This window comes from Serpens gallinarum (assembly GCF_014836765.1).
GTDB classification, from domain to species: domain Bacteria; phylum Pseudomonadota; class Gammaproteobacteria; order Pseudomonadales; family Pseudomonadaceae; genus Serpens; species Serpens gallinarum.
This window is the reverse complement of the sequence record NZ_JACSQG010000006.1, coordinates 92,001-108,135: the sequence shown is the minus strand read 5'-3', so window position 1 is coordinate 108,135 and position 16,135 is coordinate 92,001. Positions and strand designations below refer to the sequence as shown.

Sequence of the window (16,135 nt, the reverse complement as noted above, 5' to 3'; positions counted from 1 at the left end):
GGCAAGCCAACCTGGCGGTCCCATTCCCAGAATGATTCGGCGAGTCAACGCGCCCGAATGAATTCATATACCTATGAGGAAGTAATAGATGTCGAATCAAGCCATCGAAATTTTCAAGAAGCGCCGTAGCCAATACGCCCTGGGCAAGAACGTGGATATGGGCATCGAACAACTCACCGAGCTCATCAAGGAGGGCGTGCGCCAGGCTCCTTCCTCCTTTAACTCGCAAAGCTCGCGGGCGGTCATCCTGTTCGGCGAACAAAGCGAGAAGTTCTGGCAACTGGCCAAGGACGCCTTGCGCCCGCTGGTTCCAGCAGACACGTTTGCCGCCACGGAAGCCAAGCTGGACAGCTTTGCGGCCGGGGTTGGCACGGTGCTGTTTTTCGAAGATCAGAACGTGGTGAAGGGGCTGCAGGAACAATTTGCCCTGTATGCCGACAACTTCCCGGTCTGGTCCGAACAGGCGTCCGGCATTGCACAGTTCGCCGTGTGGACGGCCCTGGCCGAAGCCGGCATCGGCGCCAGCCTGCAGCACTACAACCCGGTGGTGGATGACGCCGCGGCCAAGGCCTGGAATGTGCCTGCGTCCTGGAAGCTGCGCGCGCAGATGCCGTTCGGCTCCAATGAAGCGCCTTTTGGCGAGAAAACCTTCATGGACGACGAGCAGCGCTTCCTGACCTTCGCCTGATGCAAGTGCGCCCCACGGCGCACCACGATGGTCGACTTGAAGTGAAACGGCGCCCTGCTCAGCAGGGCGCTCTGCTGTCTGGCTGCGAGAAGTCCTACTTATCGCACGTTGCCGAACGCTCGCTCGACACCCGGTAATTGTGTGTGCACCTCGCAGTTATGTGGGGCTCACAGTCAACGTAGGCCAGCCAGCGGGAGAATTGATCGCCGGTGGGCTGACAGCGCGTCCCACGCCGAATGGGTATTGAACCGGTGGGTCAAGGGCTCGAGACGCGCAGCCTCCGGAGCCGTGGGGGCTTTTTCGAAAAACATCGAGCCAGCCGGTAGGGTCGACGCTAGCGCGACGCGGGCCAGAGTGTGCAGGGCTGGTCCCCCAGGTTGCGGGTTGTGTATTCACTGCTTATGTTCCAAGTGAGGCATTTCCTGCGACGGGCACGCCACGATTCGCTGCAGGTTGCCGTTCATCCAGTGCGATTTACCGCAGCGAGGTGACGACATGCCGAACGACTCCCGTCCCGCCGTGCTCGAACTAATCGGCAATACGCCGCTGGTGCGCGTCAGCCGCTTGGATACCGGCCCATGCACGCTGTTTCTCAAGCTCGAATCGCAAAACCCCGGCGGTTCAATCAAGGATCGCATCGGTCTGGCGATGATTGACGCGGCCGAGCGCGACGGCCGCCTGCGACCCGGCGGCACCATCGTCGAGGCCACCGCCGGCAACACCGGCCTCGGCCTGGCCCTGGTCGGCCGCGCCAAGGGTTATCGGGTGGTGTTGGTGGTGCCGGACAAGATGTCCACCGAGAAAATCCTGCACCTGAAGGCGATGGGTGCCGAGGTGCATATCACCCGCTCCGACGTCGGCAAGGGCCACCCCCACTACTACCAGGATGTTGCAGCGCGGCTGGCGCAGGAAATTCCCGACGCCTTCTTCGCCGATCAGTTCAATAACCCGGCCAACCCTTTGGCCCACGAATGCAGCACCGCTCCGGAGATCTGGTCGCAGACCCAGCATGACCTGGATGCCATCGTCGTCGGCGTCGGCTCGGCCGGCACGCTGACGGGGTTGACCCGCTTCTTTCGCCGCGTGCAGCCAAACCTGACCATGGTGCTGGCCGACCCGCTCGGATCGGTGGTCGCCGAATACAGCCGTAGCGGCAACCTGGGTACGCCCGGCTCCTGGGCGGTGGAGGGCATCGGTGAGGACTTCATTCCGTCTATTGCCGACTTTTCCAGCGTGCGCCAGGCGTATTCCATTAGCGATGAGGAAAGCTTCGATCATGCCCGCCAACTGCTGCGCGCCGAAGGCATTCTCGGCGGCTCTTCAACCGGCACTTTGCTGGCGGCGGCACTGCGCTACTGCCGCGAGCAAACCGAACCGAAGCGGGTAGTCAGCTTCGTCTGCGACACCGGCACCCGCTACCTGTCGAAGGTCTACAACGACCAGTGGATGACCGATCAGGGCTTGCTTGCGCGCAAGCGCTACGGCGATCTGCGCGACTTGATTGCGCGGCGCTTCGAGGATGGCCGGGTGATCAGCGTAGGCCCGGACGACACCCTGCTCACCGCCTTCCAGCGCATGCGCCTGGCTGATGTGTCGCAACTGCCGGTGCTGGTGGGCGGACAGCGGCTGGTCGGGGTGATCGACGAGTCCGATATCCTGCTTGGCGTGCACGAAGACGCTTCGCACTTCCATATGAACGTAGCCAGCGCGATGACCGTCAAGCTGGAGACCCTGCCTCCCAGCGCCAGTCTGGCGGAACTGCAGGCCGAGCTGGACCGTGGGCTGGTGGCGATCATCAAAGACGCTTCGGGCTTCCACGGCATCATTACCCGCGTCGACATGCTCAATCACTTACGCAGGTCACTACCATGAGCCAGCACGATGAAATCGCCGCGCCACGCGCCTTCGCCACCCGAGTAATCCATGCTGGACAGGCGCCGGACCCTTCCACCGGGGCATTGATGCCGCCGATTTACGCCAACTCCACCTATGCGCAGCAGAGCCCCGGTGTGCACAAGGGCCTCGACTACGGGCGTTCGCACAACCCCACGCGCTGGGCACTGGAGCGTTGCGTGGCGAACCTGGAGGGCGGTACCCAGGCTTTCGCCTTCGCCTCCGGGCTGGCGGCGGTCTCCACCGTGCTCGAACTACTCGACGCTGGCGCGCACATTGTCTCCGGCAATGACCTATACGGCGGTACTTTCCGACTGTTCGAGCGCGTGCGCCGGCGCAGCGCCGGGCATCGTTTCAGCTTCGTCGACCTGGCTGACCTGGCGGCGTTCGAAGCGGCGCTGCAGGAAGACACGCGGATGGTCTGGGTAGAGACGCCGAGCAATCCTTTGCTGCGCCTCACTGACCTCGCCGCCGTCGCGCGCTCCTGTCGCGAGCGAGGAATCATCAGTGTGGCCGACAACACCTTTGCCAGTCCTTGGATACAGCGCCCGCTGGAGTTGGGCTTCGACATCGTGCTGCACTCGACAACCAAGTATCTGAATGGCCACTCTGACGTGATCGGTGGTATCGCGGTGGTCGGGCAGAATGCAGAACTGGCCGAGCGCCTGGGCTTTCTGCAGAACTCGGTGGGCGCTATCGCCGGACCGTTCGACGCTTTCCTCACTTTGCGCGGCGTTAAGACCCTGGCACTGCGCATGGAACGCCATTGCAGCAATGCGCTGGAGTTGGCGCAATGGCTCGCGGCTCAGCCGCAGGTTGCGCGCGTCTATTATCCGGGCTTGCCGTCGCACCCGCAGCACGAACTGGCGCGGCGGCAGATGCGCGGATTCGGCGGGATGATTTCCCTTGACCTGAACAGCGATCTGGCTGGCGCCAAGCGCTTCCTCGAAAGTGTGCAGGTCTTCGCCTTGGCCGAGAGCCTGGGCGGGGTGGAAAGCCTGATCGAACATCCAGCGATCATGACCCACGCCAGCATCCCCGCAGAAACCCGCGCGCAGCTCGGCATCGGCGATGCGTTGGTGCGGTTGTCAGTGGGTGTTGAAGCTGTCGAAGACCTGCGCGACGACCTGGCCCAAGCACTGGCGCGCATTTAAGCAAGGGATGACCAACAAATCCCTGCATTAACGCCTGGTCGATAATCCCATCGGCGGTATCGACAGCAGCAGACGTCGTCCAGCGCCACGTTGCGGTAGAGGTGTTGAGCATGCTCGAGTCTCCCCAGCGTTCCGTTTGGAAAGATTCGGGCAGCAGCACGGGCGTTGATGGGATAGGGTTCGGTTTTTGGAAAGACAGCCCGTCCCAACATGCAGGTGACACTCTGTGAACACAAACGATGCTTTCACCTTTCCAGTCGAAGCCTTGGCATCGCTTCAGTCTGCAAGCCACGTAGTGGTCTTCACCGGTGCCGGCGTTTCGGCGGAAAGCGACATTCCCACGTTTCGCGATGCATTGAGCGGGTTGTGGGAGCGCTTCGATCCAGCCGAGCTGGCCACGCCCCAGGCGTTTCGCCATGATCCGGCGTTGGTCTGGGGCTGGTACGAGTGGCGGCGCATGAAGGTTTTGCAGGCGCAACCGAATGCAGCGCATCGGGCCATTGTTGAGCTGGCGCGGCGGGTGCCGAAGCTCTCGCTGATCACCCAGAACGTCGATGACCTGCATGAGCGGGCTGGCAGCACGCAGGTAATTCATGTGCACGGCAGCTTGCATGCGCCACGTTGTTTCGCGTGCGCCCGGCCTTATGTCGGGCTGGTGGACATGCCAGTCGAGCCCGAGGAGGGGCGCCGCATCGAGCCGCCCCGTTGCCTGCATTGCCATGGCAAGGTGCGGCCCGGCGTGGTCTGGTTTAGCGAGATGCTGCCCGAAACTACCCTGCGTCAGGCTTTCGCTGCAGCACGCGATTGCGATTGCCTGCTCTCGATCGGCACTTCCGGTGTGGTGCAGCCGGCGGCTCAAATTCCGCACCTGGCTCTGGAGCATGGTGCGACGGTGGTGCATATCAACCGGCAACCTGTTGCCAGCCAGCATGCGCGTGAAATCAGCCTGGTCGGGCCGGCAGGCGAGCTGCTGCCAGTGTTGTTGCGGCAGGCTTTTACCGACCCAGTGGGAGCCGAGTAACCCTGCGCTCCAGGTTGAGAAGGCGGGGCAGGGTACGACTGGCTACCTTGCTTTTAATGCCGCCGATCTGAAATCAGTGGGGCCGAAAAACTAAGCGCAAATGGCTGTTATCCTTCGATCGTCATTCATTGGACGATGGTACGCACATGGACCGCGCCTTGAAAAAACTGCACCGGACGCTCGATTCGGTGGCCTGTCACAATGAATCGGCCGCGCTTGAAATTATGCGGGCTGCCGAGAAGATTTCCGACGACCTCATGCGCCAGCGTTTGCTGAGCGTTATCCATCATCTCAACCATGATGCCGACATCTTGCGGCTGGTCAGGGATGACGTGGAACGTGTGAGCAGGTTGGGCTGATCTCCCGCTCAAACCGTCTTCTCGATCAGTTAATGACCTTTGGGTTTTGATGTGCGTCGGCTGCCTGCGGTGAGAATTACCAGCGTCAGCAGGCCGGCGACGATGCCCCAGAATGCCGAGCCGACGGAAAACAGGGACATGCCTGAAGCGGTAACCAGGAAGGTGACCAGCGCGGCCTCACGTTCCCGAGGTTCGCTCATGGCCTGGGTGAGGCCGCCAATGATCGAGGCGAACAGCGCCAGGGCGGCAATGGACAGGATTAGCGCTTTGGGCAGGGCGGCGAACAGGGCAGCGAGGGTGGCGCCGAAGATGCCGGCGATGCCATAGAACACTCCGCACCACACCGCTGCGGTGTAACGCTTGTTCGGGTCTTCGTGGGCTTCGGGTCCGGCGCAGATCGCCGCACTGATGGCAGCCATGTGGATGCCGTGGGAACCGAACGGCGCGAGCAGCACGGACATTAGGCCACTGACCGTGAGCAGTGGTGAGGCCGGTACGTCATAGCCGTTGGCGCGCAACACGACCATGCCCGGCAGATTTTGCGCGGTCATGGCGACGATGAACAATGGAATCCCGATGCTGATAGCGGCCGAGACGGAGAATGCGGGCGTGGTCCATTCCGGGATCGCCAGCTGCAATTCGAAACCGCGGAAGTCCAGCAGGCCGAATACGCCTGCCAGTGAACAACCCACCAGCAGGGCGGCGAGCACTGCATAGCGGGGCAGCAGGCGTTTGCCCAGCAGATAGGCTGCGAGCATGGCGATTACCAGCAGCGGCTGCTGTTCGGCGGCGACGCCGATTTCCAGGCCGATCTTGAACAGTACGCCCGCCAGCAGCGCGGCGGCGAGCGAGGCGGGAATGTGCCGCATGATGCGGTCGAAGCTGCCGGTCAGGCCGCACAGCACAATCAACCCCGAGGCGAGGATATAGGCGCCGATGGCCTCGCCGTAGGGCACGCCTGGCAGGCTGCTGATCAACAGGGCAGCGCCGGGGGTAGACCAGGCGATCATCACCGGCGCGCGGTAGCGCAGCGACAAGCCGATGCAGGTGATGGCCATGCCGATTGACAGCGCCCAGATCCAGGATGAAATCTGTCCGCTGCTGAGCCCGGCGGCCTGGCCGGCCTGAAACATCAGCACCAGCGAACTGGTGTAGCCAGTGAGCATGGCGATAAAGCCAGCGACGATGGCAGAGAGCGAGGTGTCGCGCAGAAAATGAGCGGTAGGCTGGTGCGGGTTGTTCATTTTTATTCCCGACAAGATTTATGCCTGATCTAGTGAAGAATCAGCCGAGACTCTTGCACATCACCCGATTCACCGCCAGCCAGCCGGCGACCGCGTCTTCGCCGACTTCGGCAAACACCCGTTGCAACACGCGAATCTGTTCACGGCGCAACGTCTGTTCGAGCTTAGTGCCGGCGGCAGTCAGTCCGAGCAGACGTTTACGTTTGTCGTCAGCCGAGGTGACGCTTTCAACTAGTTGCATTTCCACCAGTTGACGCAGTGGAATGTTCAGGGCCTGTTTGCTGACGCCGAGCAGGGTCAGTAATTCGCTGATGCTCATCCCAGGCTTATGGGCAATGAAGAACAGAATGCGATGGTGCACCCGGGATAATCCGCGGCGGGCAAGCATTTCATCGGGCTTGGCCGTAAAGGCCCGGTAGCTGCCGAAAAAGTCTTCCATGACCTGGCGCTGGTCCGTGCTTGTTTTTAGGTCAGTCATATTGACGTTCCTGTTATCAAAGGCGTAATTTGGGTCAATCAATTTGACCCAAATCTACTCTTTTTCGGCAGCGGTGGCATCCATGGCTTTCTCTGAACGTATCGCACGTTTAAAAGGTTCTCTGATTCGTGAAATTCTTGCCGCTGCACAGCGTCCGGAAGTCATGTCCTTCGCCGGCGGTTTGCCGGCCGAGCCCATGTTGCCCAAGGTCGACTGGAGTGCAATGCCCACATCCGTCTCTCAGTACGGCATGAGCGAGGGCGAGCCGGAGTTGCGCGAGCTGATCGCCGCCGATGCGCGCAAGCTGGGCATCGACTGCGATGCCTCCCAGGTGCTGGTCACCTGTGGTTCGCAGCAGGCACTGGACCTGGCCACCAAGTTGTTCGTCGATCCGGGCACGCAAGTGCTGGTGGAGTCGCCGACCTACCTGGCCGCTCTGCAATCCTTCCAGCTGTTCGGTGCCGATTGCCTGGAAATCCCCCAGGAGGCCGACGGCCCGAATATCGACTCCCTGCGCGCGCTGCTGGAGCGCAGCACGCCGGCCTTCGCGTACCTGATTCCGACCTTCCAAAATCCGTCGGCGGTGCGTTACAGCGATGCCAAGCGCGATGCCGTGGCCGCGCTGCTGGACGAATTCGGCGTGACCCTGATCGAAGACGAGCCATACCGCGAACTGGTGTACGACGACCAGCAGCCGACATCGATCACCAGCCGTCTGCGCAAAACCTCCTGGATCTATACCGGCACTGTTTCCAAGACGCTCTTGCCAGGCCTGCGCGTGGGCTACCTGATTTGCAGCAAGGAGCTGTACCCCTACCTGCTGCGCCTAAAGCAGGCTGCCGACCTGCATACCAACCGCGTCGGTCAGTGGCAGGCGGCGCAGTGGCTGGGCACCGAGAAGTTCCAGCAGCATCTGGTCGAGCTGCGCAGCTTCTACCGGGAGCGCCGCGATACCATGCAGAGCGTCCTGGAAGAACACTTTGGTGATCTGGCCGACTGGGAGATTCCCCAGGGCGGGCTGTTCTTCTGGCTGAAACTGAAACAACCGTTCGATACCCGTACGGTGATGCAAAAAGCCCTGGATGTGGACGTGGCGTTCATGCCAGGCGAGGCATTCTTTATCGATCCGGAGAAGAATCCCGGCTATATGCGGCTTAACTTCAGTCATGTGCCGCCGGAGCGCCTGGACGAGGGTGTGCGCCGCCTGGCCCAGGTGATTCGGGATGGACAATCCTGCGCCCTGGCTTAGGGCGCTACTACTCGGAGATCAGGAGCGCGTTATGTACAAGGTCTACGGCGACTACCGTTCGGGCAACTGTTACAAGGTCAAGCTGATGCTGCATCTGCTGGATCGGCCCTACGAATGGATTCCAGTGAATCTCTTGCATGGCGCGACCCGCTCGGAGGAGTTTCTCAAGAAGAACCCCAACGGCAAGATTCCGGTGCTGGAGCTGGAAGACGGCACCTGCTTGTGGGAGTCCAACGCGATTCTCAACTTCCTGGCCGATGGCAGCGAGTTTTTGCCCAGCGAGCCGCGTCTGCGTACCCAGGTGTTGCAGTGGCAATTCTTCGAGCAGTACAGCCATGAGCCGTATGTTGGCCTGGCGCGCTACATCAAGCTGTTCCTCGGCTTGCCCGAGGATCGCCTGGCCGAATACAAGGCCAGGCAGCTGGATGGCTATCACGCGTTGAACGTGATGGAGCAACAGCTCAAAAACACGCCGTATCTGGTGGGTGATCACTATTCCATCGCGGATGTGGCGCTGTACCCCTTCACGCATGTTGCGCAGGAAGGTGGCTTTGAGCTCAGCGACTATCCGGCCATTCGCGCCTGGTTGCAGCGGGTGGCCAGCCACCCCCGGCACGTGGGCATGCTCGATCGTTAAGCTGAGCGGCGATAGCGATTCACGGTGGGCTACCCGGCTGAGTCCGTGTCTCTGCACTAACCCAGTAACGGTCGAGGTCATGTAACGGAGCGCGCCGCTTGGTAGGCGGCGCGGGATGTGCAGCGGTTAGAAGTGCACCTTCACCAGCAGGCTGGCGGTGTTCTGGTCGGTGCGGAAAGCGTTGCTGTCTTCGATACCGTACTTGTCTTTCCAGTAATCGTATTCGATACCCACGTACAGCTGTTTTTCGCCCAGGCTCAGCGCCTTGCCCAGGTCATATTTGATCTGCGGGTTGAAGTGCAGGTTGGCGTGGTAGCCCTTGTCGTTGTCCACGACCCAGTCCATGAAGCCATCAATCACCAAGTCCGAGGAGCCGACCGGAATGGTGTAGCTCCACGCCGGGGTGATCTGCCACACGCCATCGCCATCGCGCCCACTTTCGGTATGGCGGCGGTAGAAGTTAATTTGGAAATAATCGAAGCCGGGCATGGCCAGGTCGAAGCCTGGACCGATCAGGTAGGTCTCCACGTCGCCTTCGCCAAACTCATAGGTGGTGGCCAACAGCACATCCTTGACCGGGCCGACGGAGACGTCGCTGCCGCTCAATTTGCCCAGCGACAGGCGCGGGGAAAACTCACCGTACAGCGTGCTGTCGTCGCGGCCATTGTCGTTGCCCTTGCCATTGAAATGGATTGAGTCAACGAACACAAACAGATCGCCCATGCTCCAGCCGCTGGCGTGTTCAAAGGTCAGTGTTTGCTGGATGGGCGCATCCACCTTGAAATCCTGGCCATACAAGTAGGTCAGGCTGTTGTTGTGCCATTGCAGCAAGTCGGTTGCATTTGCCTGGGCACAAGCCAGGGTGCTGCCGGCCAGCAGCAGGGCAGTAAGCGGACGGAACATGGTGAACTCCAGGGTGGGGACTTCCAGGTTATTCGGCAGCAGCCGCTGCCATGGAAACGGCGCCGCGCATTATAGAGCGACGTCAGTAATCGAAAAGAGGGCGATGTCCCACAGCGCGCAAGCCGGGGGTCAAGGTCTTGGCGTGCTTACCGACTGATGACCAGCTTGATGCCAAAGCCGATCAGGCAGAAACCCGCAAGCTTTTCCAATGAGCGGGTGACGGCGGGAATACTGCGCAGGCGCTCGGCCAGGGTGTGGGTGAACAGGGTCACGATCAGGCCATAGGCAAAGGTCAGCACCGCGACGGTCACGGCCAGGAAGCCGAAGGTAACCAGCCCCTGGTGACGGGCCGGGTCGACGAACAGCGGCAGGAATGCCATGTAAAAGATGATCGCCTTGGGATTGAGCAAGGTGATCAGCAGGGTCTGGCGCATAAAGTGTTTCGGCTTGATTTCCAGCGCCGGCGCATCGCCCGGTTTGCTCAGCAGCATCTTGCCGCCCAGCCAGGCCAGATAGGCTGCGCCAAGCCACTGCATTGCATTAAACGCAGCAGGGTAGGCGGCCAGCAGCGCTGCCACGCCGGCGACCGCCAGCCACATCAGGGCCTGGTCACCAAATATGATCCCGAAGGTGGAGGCCAGGCCACCCTTGATACCGCCTTTGCCGGTGGACGTGATCAGAGCAAAGTTACCTGGACCGGGGATGGCCAGCAGAACAATGAAAGCGATGACAAATGCACCGTAGTCGGTCACGCCGAGCATGGGAACTCCTTGAATGGGTGCGCGATTTTACTACGGTCCCGGGTGACAGGCTTGAGCGGGGCTGCCTGTCAGGTTGTATTCAGTGTCACTGCCTTCCGCTCAGGGTACGGCGAGAACCTGTCCTTCCAGCCACTCCAGAAGTTGTGCGCGCCAGTGCTGGCGGGAGAGCATTTCCTGATGCCGGGCTTCGGGGGAAAGCCACAGCCAGGCGGGCTCGCCAGCCAATTGATGAATGCGTTTGCCATGGGAACAGGGCACGACGAGGTCTGCGCAGCCGTGCATGATCAGCACGGGTATGGACGGACGTTGGGCCAGGTAATGCTCGGGACTGTAATCGTCGCGGATGGTCCAGGCCAGCGGGTAGCGAAACAGTGTGGTGAGCCAGGGCTCCGCCAGTTTTTCGCGGGCGATGCGTCGGTAGCTGGAGAACGCGCTGTCCAGAATCAGCGCACTGACCTGGTCGGGCGGGCTTTGCGCAACCAGGGTGGCGGCAACCGCACCGCCGAGGCTTTGCCCCAGCACCACCAGGGGCAGTTGCCGGGCTTGGGCCTGCTGAGCGGCCCACTCAAGCCCGGCTTCGGCATCCTGGTACACGCTGGGGATGTCCGGCGAGCCTTGCGACAAGCCAAAGCCGCGATAGTCGAGAATGAACAGGTCCCAGCCGGAAAACGTTATCCAGCTCATGGCGCCCAGGTGCGTGCTGATATTTTCCGCATTGCCATGCAAAAAATAGATCACCCCTTTGGTGCGCTCGTTATCACCCAATCGCGCGGGCAACCACCAGCCATGCAGGCGCGTGCCATCCGCTGCGCGCAGATGCACGTCCGCATACGGCATGCCGAGCTGATCGGGGGTGCCGCGCAGGCCGGGTTCGGGCAGGTAGAAGAAATGGCCGCAGCCAGAAAGCAGGCCCATTATCAGGCCAAGCAACAAGGTGCGGATCAGGGTATGCAGGAGCATCGAAATGCGCGTCGTTGGTGATGGATGAAGCAGCCTGCATGTCCTAGCGGCTTGCAGGCTGCTCTACAGGTTCAGGCTTGATCAGCCTGCGGTGCGCTGCTTGAGGAAGCTGAGGATATCGTCAACCGCCACGGCCTGGGTTTCGCTGTCGCGGCGACCCTTGTATTCCAGGGTGCCTTCGCCCAGGCCGCGATCGCTGACCACGATGCGGTGGGGAATACCAATCAGCTCCATGTCGGCAAACTTCACGCCGGGGCTGGTCTTCTTGTCGCGGTCATCGAGTAGGACTTCGTAACCGGCTGCGGACAGCTGTGCGTACAACTGATCAGTGGCCAGTTTGACCGCTTCGTTCTCGTACTTCATCGGCACGATGGCGATCTGGAAGGGCGCCAGGGCGTCCGGCCAGAGAATGCCGCGATCATCGTAGTTCTGCTCGATGGCAGCGGCTACCACGCGAGAAACACCAATGCCGTAGCAGCCCATGATCAGCGTGATCGGCTTGCCTTGCTCGCCCAAAACCTTGAGGTTCATGGCCTCGCTGTACTTGGTGCCCAGCTGGAAGATGTGCCCGACTTCGATGCCGCGCTTGATCTCCAGAGTGCCTTGGCCATCGGGGCTCGGATCACCGGCCACCACGTTGCGCAAATCCGCCACCAGCGGCAGGGGCAGGTCGCGTTCCCAGTTGATGCCGAAGAAGTGCTTGTCGTCCTCGTTGGCGCCCGCGCCGAAATCGCTCATCAGCGCCACGGAGCGGTCGATGATGCACGGGATCGGCAGGTTGACCGGGCCAAGGGAGCCTGGGCCAGCGCCAATGGCGGTGCGGATTTCGGCTTCGGAGGCGAACACCAGCGGATCGGCGACCTGCTCCAGGTGGGCGGCCTTGATCTCGTTCAACTCGTGATCGCCACGGACTATCAGAGCGACCAGTTGGCCTTCTTCGGCGCCATGCACCACCAGGGTCTTGATGGTCTTCTCGATCGGCAGGTTGTAGCGCTCTACCAGTTCGGCAATGGTCTTGGCATCCGGGGTGTCGACCAGGCGCATGGCTTCGGTGGCGGCGCCGCGCTCTTTCTCACGCGGGATGGCTTCGGCCTTCTCGATGTTGGCGGCGTAGTCGGAGCTGTCGCTGAAGGCGATGTCGTCTTCACCGGACTCGGCCAGTACGTGAAATTCGTGGGAGCCGGTGCCGCCGATGGAGCCGGTGTCGGCTTGTACCGGACGGAAGTTCAGGCCCAGGCGGGTGAACACATTGCAGTAGGCCTGGTGCATGCGGTCGTAGGTTTCCTGCAGGGAATCCTGGGACAGGTGGAAGGAGTAGGCATCCTTCATGATGAATTCGCGGCCGCGCATCAGGCCGAAGCGCGGGCGAATCTCGTCGCGGAACTTGGTCTGGATCTGGAAGAAGTTGATCGGCAGTTGCTTGTAGCTGTTCAGCTCGTTGCGCGCCAGATCGGTGATGACTTCTTCATGGGTCGGGCCGACGCAAAAATCCCGCTGATGGCGGTCTTTCAAGCGCAGCAGCTCGGGGCCGTATTGTTCCCAACGGCCGGATTCTTGCCACAGTTCGGCGGGCTGGATAGCTGGCATCAGCACTTCCAGGGCACCTGCCTTGGTCATTTCATCACGTACGATGGCTTCCGCCTTGCGCAGGGCGCGCAGGCCCAGTGGCAGCCAGGTGTACAGACCGGAGGCGAGTTTGCGGATCATTCCGGCGCGCAGCAGCAGTTGGTGGCTGATGACCACTGCATCGGACGGGGTTTCTTTCAGGGTCGAGAGCAGATACTGACTGGTACGCATGTTTGGCCGTTTTGTCCGTTGCGAGTGCGAGAGTGAGCTGGGCATTGTACGGCGCCAGTATAGTGCCGTACAGGCGACAGAGCCGGAGGGGCGAAGATGACGGTGTTAACTGCCGAGCAGGTGCAGGACTTGATTCGTGGGGGGGTGCCGATGGCCGAGGATATCGATTTGCGTATCGAGCGCCTGACTGCGGAGTGTGCAGTGGCGCGGGTGCCGTTTCAGCCGCGCCTGGTGCGTCCTGGCGGTACGCTGTCCGGGCCGACGCTCATGGCCCTGGCCGACGCGGCCATGTACGCAGTGGTGCTCGGTGCCTTGGGACGGGTGGAGATGGCGGTGACCAGCAACTTGAACATCAACTTTCTGGCTCGTCCAGCGCCGGTGGACCTGCTGGCTGAGGCGCGCATCTTGCGCTTGAGTAAGCGCCAGGCCGTATGCGAGGTGGCGTTGCATTCAGCCGTCGATGAAGACGTGTTAGTGGCCCATGTCACTGGAACCTACGCCTTGCCCTTATGAAACCACGTTATGAATAAAAGAAGCCCGGCATCAGCCGGGCTTCGGTGTTACAGAAGCGAGAGCATCCCGCTTACAGAATGCTCAGCGGGTACTCGGCGATCAGGCGGATCTCGTCGATGCTCGGTGAGCCGTAGTAGACACCATCGCTGCTGCGGTAGGTGGCTTGCCGGATACGCAGGTTCAGGTCCTTGGCCGGGCCGTCCTGGAACACATACCTCACCTGGATATCACGTTCCCATTCCTTGCCGTTGTCGGTGGTGGCCGTTTTGGCATCGCTACCATGGACGTAGCGGGCCATGAAGCTCAGGCCTGGAACACCAAAGGCGGCCATGTCCAAGTCGTAGCGAGCTTGCCAGGATTTCTCGTCTTCAGAGTTGAAGTCGGAGCGCTGCACAGAGTTGGCGACAAAGACGGCGCCGCCGCCATCCAAGCCATAGTCGTAGCCAATACCATCAAAACCACCGATGGATTTCTGATAAGCCAGCATGAACGTATGCGCATTCAGCGTATAGGCGGCAGACAGGCTCCAGATGGTGTTGTCTTCATCGCTACCAGTCTCCGTGTACTCAGCGTCGTAGTCGGTCTGGTAGATGTTGAAGTCGAAGGCCAGGGACTGTTCATCGGCGAGGCCCATGGTGTAATTCAGATTGCCATACCATTTTTGGAAGGCATCTTTCAGATCCGAGTAATACAGCGTGGCGCTCATCACGTCGCTAAAGGTGTAAGTACCACCAATGAAGTCGGCGCGTCTAAGTCCCAGGCTGTCTTCACCGGTCTGGGCTTGTGCATTCAATGCTGTGAAGTGACCGGCATTTAACTCCAGCCCGGCAAGTTCGCTGCTGGTCAGCATGAAGCCCGTGGCGGTTTCCGGCAGCAGGCGGCTGTCATCAGTGGCAAATACCGGCAAACCCACGAATTGCTCACCGTATTTCAAGGTAGTGCTAGAGACGCGCGCCTTGATGGCGCCGCCCGCCTCGGAATAATCATCCTGAGAGCGACCATCGCTGCCGGTAGGAAACAGGCCGCTGCCTGTGCGGCCACGGCCGCTGTCTAGTTTCAGGCCCAGCAGGCCAAAGGCGTCCACGCCAAAACCGACCGGCCCCTGGGTGAAACCCGATTCGAAAGTCGCGATGACGCCATGGCCCCATTCCTGCGGGTCATCATCACGAGCTGGGTCGTTGCGGAAATCGCGAAAGAAGTACAGGTTACGGTTGAGAATGTTCAGGCTGCTGTCTTCGACAAAGCCCTGGGAGTCGGACTGGGCGCTGGCCAGGGCCAACTGCGAGGTGCCTGCGGCCACGGCCAAGGCGATTACACTCCACTTCATCACGTGCATGTGACTGCTCCTTTGGTTGTATTCAACGCCGCCTGAGAAACGGGTGGCTTTTTTTAGCTGTTTTTTGTTTGCCGCTTCGGTATTGGTTATTTATTTATAGCGAATAAAAACAGTAGCCACATTTATCCGTTGTGACTGTGATGTCGAAAGCAAATGTTTCCAATCTGCCTATTGGTAAGTTGAAGAGCTGCCATTGTTTGGCCATTACACAATGATTGCTTTTTGATATCACGAGCTACTGACAAGTGGCTTTTTGATATCAATTTAGATAGATATCCATTGCATTCACTCATAGCAATAAATACGAACAAGTCAAAGGTGCTAGTGCTTTATCTTGCAAACTTAAACCGGCTTCGCAAAATACTCACCCAACATTGGTCCGGTGCCGGCCGCGTGGCTACGCGTTTCGAACCAATGAAAATCCGGAGGGGAGCGGGTATTCTGCGTGGCATCGCCTGACCCCAAGGGAAAGGCATCACTACAGGAGATAAGCGATGTTTGCCTTGGCCGAGCAACTGCAACGGGACACGGTGCTACTAGGAGATTTCTCGCTCTGCAGCCTGTTGTTGATGAATGACGCGCAGTACCCCTGGTTCATCCTGGTGCCGCGTCGCGAGGATGTCAGTGAGCTGTTCCAGCTGGACGCAGACGATCAACTGCAGTTATGGACGGAAGCCACCTCGCTGGCAGAGATACTCAAAGACACCTTTGCCGCCGACAAGATGAACGTGGCCACCCTGGGCAACATGGTCAGCCAGCTGCATATGCACGTGATCGTGCGTCGCAAGGGGGATCCGGCCTGGCCAGCACCGGTGTGGGGGCAGCATCCGGCTCGCCCTTACACAGCTGAGGATATTCAGACCATTCGCGAGAAGTTGAAGCTGGTCTTGCCCGATGACTTCCGTTTTGCCGGGGAGAGCGCATGAGCCTGGAAGCGCGTATCGCCGATCTGGAAACCCGCCTGGCTTTTCAGGACGACACTATCCAGAGCCTGAACGACGAATTGGTGCAGCAGCAGCGGGTCCTCGAGCGACTGCAGATTCAGGTAATGGCGCTGTCGCGGCGCCAGGAAGAGCTGCAGGGCCAATTCGGCATTGATCAGGATGACGTGCCGCCGCCGCATTATTAACACTGACCGGGCT

General features: G+C 60.4%; 17 protein-coding genes. 10 read left to right on the top strand and 7 right to left on the bottom strand.

Annotated elements, in window-relative coordinates:
• Nucleotides 1-88 precede the first annotated feature (88 nt).
• The 5 genes from H9642_RS12300 (at nt 89) to H9642_RS12280 (ending at nt 5,115) form a co-directional block, all read left to right on the top strand.
• The gene (locus H9642_RS12300; RefSeq protein ID WP_251836742.1) at nt 89-688 is read left to right on the top strand and encodes a nitroreductase family protein; all 600 of its coding nucleotides are present in this window, start codon (nt 89-91) and stop codon (nt 686-688) included.
• A 495-nt stretch (nt 689-1,183) separates the two neighbouring features.
• Complete coding sequence (locus H9642_RS12295) at nt 1,184-2,560, top strand: pyridoxal-phosphate dependent enzyme (RefSeq protein ID WP_251836741.1); 1,377 nt, start codon at nt 1,184-1,186, stop codon at nt 2,558-2,560.
• Nucleotides 2,557-3,735: a trans-sulfuration enzyme family protein gene (locus H9642_RS12290; protein ID WP_251836740.1), complete on the top strand. Its 1,179-nt coding sequence runs from the start codon at nt 2,557-2,559 to the stop codon at nt 3,733-3,735. The genes H9642_RS12295 and H9642_RS12290 overlap by 4 nt, the downstream gene beginning before the upstream one ends.
• Before the next feature lie 265 nt (nt 3,736-4,000).
• Complete coding sequence (locus H9642_RS12285; protein WP_251836844.1) at nt 4,001-4,756, top strand: SIR2 family NAD-dependent protein deacylase; 756 nt, start codon at nt 4,001-4,003, stop codon at nt 4,754-4,756.
• A gap of 146 nt (nt 4,757-4,902) precedes the next feature.
• A complete protein-coding gene (locus H9642_RS12280) occupies nt 4,903-5,115 on the top strand; it encodes a hypothetical protein (RefSeq protein ID WP_251836739.1) in 213 nt (70 codons plus the stop codon).
• 29 nt (nt 5,116-5,144) lie between these two features.
• Here H9642_RS12280 and H9642_RS12275 read toward each other — a convergent pair whose 3' ends face one another.
• Nucleotides 5,145-6,359: a benzoate/H(+) symporter BenE family transporter gene (locus H9642_RS12275; protein ID WP_251836738.1), complete on the bottom strand. Its 1,215-nt coding sequence runs from the start codon at nt 6,357-6,359 to the stop codon at nt 5,145-5,147.
• Nucleotides 6,360-6,399: 40 nt separating this feature from the next.
• On the bottom strand, nt 6,400-6,837 hold the full coding sequence (locus tag H9642_RS12270; protein WP_251836737.1) for a MarR family winged helix-turn-helix transcriptional regulator: 438 nt from the start codon (nt 6,835-6,837) through the stop codon (nt 6,400-6,402).
• Between the two features lie 82 nt (nt 6,838-6,919).
• Between H9642_RS12270 and H9642_RS12265 the strand changes: the two genes are divergently transcribed.
• Together H9642_RS12265 and H9642_RS12260 are read left to right on the top strand one after the other, a co-directional pair.
• Nucleotides 6,920-8,086 carry an aminotransferase-like domain-containing protein gene (locus H9642_RS12265; RefSeq protein ID WP_251836736.1) on the top strand — a complete coding sequence of 389 codons (1,167 nt, stop codon included), beginning with the start codon at nt 6,920-6,922 and terminating at the stop codon, nt 8,084-8,086.
• Nucleotides 8,087-8,117: 31 nt separating this feature from the next.
• Nucleotides 8,118-8,723 carry a glutathione S-transferase family protein gene (locus tag H9642_RS12260; RefSeq protein WP_251836735.1) on the top strand — a complete coding sequence of 202 codons (606 nt, stop codon included), beginning with the start codon at nt 8,118-8,120 and terminating at the stop codon, nt 8,721-8,723.
• A gap of 126 nt (nt 8,724-8,849) precedes the next feature.
• Here H9642_RS12260 and H9642_RS12255 read toward each other — a convergent pair whose 3' ends face one another.
• From H9642_RS12255 to H9642_RS12240, 4 genes are all read right to left on the bottom strand, one after another.
• Nucleotides 8,850-9,626 carry an outer membrane protein OmpK gene (locus H9642_RS12255; protein ID WP_251836734.1) on the bottom strand — a complete coding sequence of 259 codons (777 nt, stop codon included), beginning with the start codon at nt 9,624-9,626 and terminating at the stop codon, nt 8,850-8,852.
• Between the two features lie 146 nt (nt 9,627-9,772).
• The gene (locus H9642_RS12250) at nt 9,773-10,387 is read right to left on the bottom strand and encodes a LysE family translocator (RefSeq protein WP_251836733.1); all 615 of its coding nucleotides are present in this window, start codon (nt 10,385-10,387) and stop codon (nt 9,773-9,775) included.
• A 99-nt stretch (nt 10,388-10,486) separates the two neighbouring features.
• Nucleotides 10,487-11,347: an alpha/beta hydrolase gene (locus H9642_RS12245; RefSeq protein WP_251836732.1), complete on the bottom strand. Its 861-nt coding sequence runs from the start codon at nt 11,345-11,347 to the stop codon at nt 10,487-10,489.
• An 81-nt stretch (nt 11,348-11,428) separates the two neighbouring features.
• Entirely contained in the window at nt 11,429-13,144 is a 1,716-nt protein-coding gene (locus tag H9642_RS12240) for a proline--tRNA ligase (RefSeq protein WP_251836731.1), read from the bottom strand.
• A gap of 96 nt (nt 13,145-13,240) precedes the next feature.
• Here H9642_RS12240 and H9642_RS12235 point away from each other — a divergent pair, with 96 nt between their 5' ends.
• Nucleotides 13,241-13,657 (top strand): PaaI family thioesterase, encoded by a 417-nt coding sequence (locus H9642_RS12235; protein WP_251836730.1) that lies wholly within the window; start codon nt 13,241-13,243, stop codon nt 13,655-13,657.
• Nucleotides 13,658-13,727: 70 nt separating this feature from the next.
• Here H9642_RS12235 and H9642_RS12230 read toward each other — a convergent pair whose 3' ends face one another.
• Entirely contained in the window at nt 13,728-14,993 is a 1,266-nt protein-coding gene (locus H9642_RS12230) for an OprD family porin (RefSeq protein WP_251836729.1), read from the bottom strand.
• A gap of 494 nt (nt 14,994-15,487) precedes the next feature.
• Here H9642_RS12230 and H9642_RS12225 point away from each other — a divergent pair, with 494 nt between their 5' ends.
• Entirely contained in the window at nt 15,488-15,919 is a 432-nt protein-coding gene (locus H9642_RS12225) for an HIT family protein (protein WP_251836728.1), read from the top strand.
• Entirely contained in the window at nt 15,916-16,122 is a 207-nt protein-coding gene (locus tag H9642_RS12220; protein WP_251836727.1) for a SlyX family protein, read from the top strand. Before H9642_RS12225 ends, H9642_RS12220 begins: the two co-directional genes overlap by 4 nt.
• Nucleotides 16,123-16,135: the final 13 nt, after the last annotated feature.